We start from the raw sequence: 5,647 nt of genomic DNA on the forward strand, positions 1-5,647 counted from the left end.
GATTTGCGGCGGCGTCGAGACGAAGATCGAGGCGGTGCCCATCGCCGCATTCGCTGCGATGCGCATCGTGTTGTCCACCACCAACGAGGATCCGGTCGGCGCTTGTCGGCCGTTCGACAAGGACCGCAACGGCTTCGTGTTCGGCGAGGCCGGCGCGCTCATGGTGATCGAGCGCGAGGAGCACGCCAAGGTACGCGGCGCCACCATCCTCGCGCGGCTGATGGGTGCCGCCATCACCTCTGACGGCTACCACATGGTGGCCCCGGATCCGAACGGGGAACAGGCCGGGTACGCGATGACACGGGCGATTCAGCTCGCCGGGCTGACTCGCGCCGACATTGACCACGTTAACGCGCATGCCACCGGCACCACCGTCGGCGACGTGGCCGAAGGAAAGGCGATCAACATTGCGCTGGGCAGCCACAAGCCGGCGGTCTACGCACCCAAGGCGGCCCTCGGCCATTCGGTCGGCGCGGTCGGCGCGGTCGAGTCCATCCTGACCGTGATGGCACTGCACGACGGGGTCATCCCACCGACGCTGAACCTGGTCAACCTCGATCCGGAGATCGATCTAGACGTGGTCGCTGGGGAGCCGCGAACGGGCAACTACAACTACGCAATCAGCAATTCGTTTGGATTCGGCGGGCACAACGTCGCGCTTGCGTTCGGCAGATACTGACTTGATCTACATACGACGGGTGGCCACATTCGGCTGCAACGGGTTAAGTAGCGGCATTCAGTGGGGGAACTGCTAGCAGCCTCTCCTCACTCGATCCAGCGTGAAAGCGAGGAGGGCACACCAACTTTCGGCAACGCAGGCCTCTCTTCAGCCACTCCCCGTGGGTCGGCGGTGACCGGGCTGGCAAGCCAGTAAGTAGTCAGCCAGAAGGCGACAGGGATTGGGCGAGCCACACCCAATCACCGCCTCGAAGAGGGAAGACGCGCATTCGGTCGGGATTGTCTAACCGATGAATGAAGTAGTAGCCACGAGTAATTGTGGTTTCGTAGCCCAACGGTTGTGAGCGTGCGTTGAACTGTATTTCCTCGGCCGTTGCCATCTCAAAATTGTAGCTTCAAGGGGAAGTCCAGGGCCGCGGTCACGGAATCGTCACGAGCACAACATCATCGGTGAATGAAGCGGGACTCACCGCACCATGGCCGAGGGCGTACCAGGTGATTCATCTGATGAACACGCAGGAGTTTTACCGGTAACCCGCCGTATTCGGTTCCGTCGTATTCCCCGCCGGGGGAGTAGCGATAGAGGGCTTGCGCGTCCTGACGTTTCGTCGCGGTCGAGTGGTGCCCCGCCGGCGTCAGTCCCCCGGCGGGGGAGTGGCGCTGCTGGCCGAACCGCGGCGAAAGCCCTCCCGATCATCGACCTCTGACCACACCGAACCGATTCATCTGGCGAATCAACGGCGACGTATGTGGATAATGGCGTCAAATCGAAAATGGTTGCGCGAGTGCACAGTACCGATACGCACAAGTTATCGGCAAGCAGCCCAAAGTTGAAATACGCTGCAGCACAGCGTGATAACGAATACGGCGGTTTTTACCGGTAACTCTCCATATTCGAGTTCGCCGTATTCCTCCCCGGTCGAACAGGGGCAAAGGACGGCGGATAACGGTCGAAGGGGGCGGATCATCGTGGTCTGCCGGTGGGGCGAGCGGCCGCGGATGACGAAACGAGTAATCTACGCGCTTGCTTGCTGGCGACGCCTCATGTTGGGTGACCGTGAGCGGGAAGAAACGCATAAACGTCCAGGCGTGAGCCCGAGCGCGTGCTGCTCGCCGCGGCTCAAATGCAGCGTTACGCCGACACGCTGCCCGCAGACGAATAAGTGTTCGATAGATGTCACCCCGGCGACTTAGACTCCGCAACGTGTCCAATAAGAGCCGCCGGGGAACGAGTCGTCCTCGTCGCCAGCAGAGAAGGGGCGCCCGTCAGGGTGGGCCAACGCCCGCACGACCGCGACCACCCATGCCGGGGATATCTGGCGGCGGCGTCGACATGTCTCAGCTGATGCAGCAGTACGCGGGAGCAGGGACGCCCGGTACGGGTGGCGACGTGATTTCCCAGCTGATGCAATTCTTTGGCAAACAGCCGCAGCTGATCGTCTGCGGACAGTTCGGGTTGAAGCCACTTACAGACGACCAGCGGCGCGAATTGCTCGCCGGCGTCAACCTCCTCGACGCACTCGAAGCCGTCGCTCGCGTACAGGGGCAGTGGGACGTGGCGTACACCACCACCCAGCGCGTAGACCTCGTTGAGGGCGATTTCCTCGCGGGCGGCGGCACTGGGGGAGTGTGCGAGAGGGTCCTCAACCGCATCGTCATCTACGGCGATCACCTCATCTCGCCGCGTGCGACAGCCCAGCTGCAGCGGGAGATTATCGAGTACGCCGCAGCGGATAGCGCCGCGCCGGTGATCGACCGCAACACGTTGGCGCACATGCTGCTGTCGATCACATCCGAGCAGAACATGGATTCAGAGTTCGCGGGCGATGTGCCCACCGCCGCCGAAGTCGCGAAGCTCCAGCGTGAGCTGCCGAAGATGGGTCTTGAGGAAACTCACGAATACGCCAAGCCTCACATCCAAAACGAAATCGCATCTTCACTCTTCAATCAGCCACTGAAGTACGAGATGGTGCTGTCGAACACCTACGACTTGTGGTTTACCGCGTGGCTATCGAGATCGAACACCAACGGGCTGGGCGCTACGCCCGCGGAGGCTTTCAAGATCGCCACCGGTGTCGAACTGCTCGATGTGATGCGTCTCGGCGCGCGGATCATCGAGCGCAGCAGGGACGCCCATCAGGTCCGGTTCACCCGCAATGAACTGCTCGCCGACGGTGCCACCGAGGGCGCGATCGACCTGCTGTTCGCCAACATGTCGAAGCCGCTGGACGATTACAAGGTCGAGTTGCAGCGCGATCGCGACAGAGGGGCGGTCGGCAATCAGCGGTACACGCTCACGCGGTTCCCGTTCCTAGCCGTCGACGACAACACGTTCGTCATGTTGCGTCATCAATGGGCGCTCGATCGGCTGTGCGGCGGGCAGCTTTACTTCGAGGCGTGGGCCAGCTTCAGCTCTGGAGGACTCAGGAATCGGTTCAAGATCGCGATGTGCGACGCGTTCGAGGTCTTCGCCGGTGGGATTCTGCACCGCATCTTCGACAAAAGTCCTCATCTGCGGGCGATCGTCGGCGAAGACGAAATGCAGGCTGCCTGGACGAAGAAGAAAGGCGAGAAGCCGTCGGTGTGCGACTGGATGCTCTTCGGCGAAGGCCACTGCATTGTGATCGATGCGACTAATCATGCGGTGAAAGAAGGTGCGGCACAAGGGTTGGCGAGCTGGGATGACTACAGCGCAGATGTCGAGGCGATCTTCACCGACACCGACCACGGCAAATTCGGGCAGCTGCTCTCGACGATCGACCTCGTCCAGAAGCACGGCGGCTGGGGCGACGAGAAGGTCGACACGACGACGATGTACGCCCCGCTTATCGTCGTGCCCGACGCCGGAGTCGTCAATGGATTGCTGACTCAATTCGACATCAATATCCGGGGCTACAAGGTGTTCGGCCATCTTCAGCCGCAGGGGTACGCCCCCGGCATCGTCCCGATATCAGACCTCCAGTTGCTTGAAGGGATGGCCGACGTCGGGCGGAAGTACGGCAACAATCCCGACATGATCGATCTGATCGCGAAATGGCGCACCGGGGCCTCCAAATACGGCCTGGCGTCTCTGCAGCTCTTCCTGCTTAGCCAACAGTTCCCACTCCTGCCCCTTAGCGACCACATTGTGACCAACAGCCGCAAGGTGATTCGGCTTCTCAAGGTATCTAGGCCAACCTCAGCAGGTCGTCGGCGCCGAGCGTGAGGTAGTCGCGCAGCTTGGCGTCGTCCCGTTATGTGGTGTGGTCGGCGCAGCTCGTAGCGGTGAAAGCTGTACTCGCCGCAGGCCTTCAACTGTGCGACGCACTCGCGCGACCACAATCGCGGCGATCACGGCCGCCCTGTCTACGCGGCCGGCTTCCCGGACACGGGTTATTCGCTCTGCGGTCGTCGTTGGCCTGACGAGCCCAAGTCGACTTTACCTGCAAAGTTCCAGACGCACGGAGGTGTCGGGGGCTCACTCCACGCGAGCGCGAGGACTTTCTGGATGGTTTTGGATCGGTCAGTCAGGCAAACTGCGCTGGGGTGCCAACGCAGTTCGTGGCCGGGGCCAGCCGCTAGCGGCCCGAACGCGAATCCGAAGGTGACGATACCCATATCTGCGGTTCCGAACGTCACACCGCCGTCTTCAGCTGGTTGAAGGCTCACGGCGATTTCAGCGACCGCATGAACGGACTCGTCCGTACGACCGATGACATGGCAGCCCCAGCCCTGGGGTAGCGCGCCGTCGCGGAAAAGGTAGTCCGCGAGCATGTGGAGGTCGACGTCGCGTCGAAGCCGCGATACGGGTTGTCCTCGCGAGGTGATCATTTTTGCAGCGGTGACCCCCCACAGCATTTTAAGGAGCCACCTTTCCAACTCTTCGCCGCTGGCCAGGAAGAACTCGCTGCCGTGCCGATCAGCCGCAGCGTTGAGGTCCTGCTGGTAACGCCGCAATGCCGCAAAGGTGGCGCCAGCAGTCGCGTCGAGTCGCCACAAAGCATGATTGTGCCGCTCGCACAGAACCTTGTTGGCAACCGAACGTGGGTACAGCGCAATCTCTCGGTCCGGTGCCCAGCTGAGTCCCAAAAGACGGATGCGGTCATTGTCCGAAGCCTCCCGCAGTACTACTTCGGACAACCAATGCTCGTCACTGAGGGGCGGCTGGCAGTCGCTGGTGAAGGCGGCATAGCACCCGGGCACAGAAACCCCCGTGCGCGAATCCGTTAGCAGCGGTTCGAACTTCGGCAACACCCAGCCACCGGCGGCGATGTCGGCATGGCACGCCGTGGGGGCCAATCCCGAGCCGCATGGGCACGGCTCGTTGGGGCCGGGGCCTACATTTGGCGGGTATGGCTGAAAAGATACCGGAGTCTGTGGGGCGAATGGCATGACGGGCATCAATTCAGTATCCAATGGCGCGACGCAGTTCAACCACGGCAATTCAGCAAGCCGGATCGCCGGCACTGTCGTCTGGCAGGGACCCCGGCTGAGTCCCCCGGCGGGGGAGTGGCGCCACCGAGCGACCCGGCACCAAGGGCCCCGCAGCGGAGTTCACGTACCTTGGCGCGTCGACCGGGTGATCCATCTTATGAATCACCTAAGCTTCTGGACTGCGACATAGTTCGCGCCTAATACGGATGTGCTGCAGTATGTTACGAGACCGAGCCGACGGTCAGGGATAACTGTTGCGACGGAACACCCTGTAACACAACGCAATACCGAATACGGCGAGGTTTACCCGTAAAGTCCCATATTCGTTTCCGGCGTATTCGGTTGTGCTGGGCGAGGCGGCGGGGTAGGGGAGTGCATCTGGGCGGTACTGAGCCGTGGCTATGGTATGGCCGCTGCGGTGGGGTCCAGCGCTGACCACCGTGGGGAGCCGTGCTGTTTGCCAGCCGCCGGGCCAGCGCACGCCCCAGATCAAGTGCCGGCGGGTGGCCCGGGCCGGCCTTGACTGCTCATTTCAGCTATGGCAATCTGAACGCTG

Annotated in this window: 3 protein-coding genes; 2 read left to right on the forward strand and 1 reads right to left on the reverse strand. The window is 62.0% G+C overall.

All coding sequences use genetic code 11. The features are described from left to right. Together ACLP9N_RS32245 and ACLP9N_RS32250 are read left to right on the forward strand one after the other, a co-directional pair. A partial coding sequence (locus tag ACLP9N_RS32245) for a beta-ketoacyl synthase N-terminal-like domain-containing protein (protein WP_442411196.1) occupies window positions 1–679 on the forward strand: 679 nt, incomplete at its 5' end. 1,332 nt (window positions 680–2,011) lie between these two features. Then, window positions 2,012–3,883 (forward strand): hypothetical protein, encoded by a 1,872-nt coding sequence (locus tag ACLP9N_RS32250; RefSeq protein ID WP_442411197.1) that lies wholly within the window; start codon window positions 2,012–2,014, stop codon window positions 3,881–3,883. Between the two features lie 167 nt (window positions 3,884–4,050). Here ACLP9N_RS32250 and ACLP9N_RS32255 read toward each other — a convergent pair whose 3' ends face one another. Next, entirely contained in the window at window positions 4,051–4,956 is a 906-nt protein-coding gene (locus tag ACLP9N_RS32255; RefSeq protein WP_442411198.1) for a hypothetical protein, read from the reverse strand. Window positions 4,957–5,647: the final 691 nt, after the last annotated feature.

Source organism: Mycobacterium sp. (assembly GCF_052144515.1).
Classification (GTDB): Bacteria; Actinomycetota; Actinomycetes; order Mycobacteriales; family Mycobacteriaceae; genus Mycobacterium.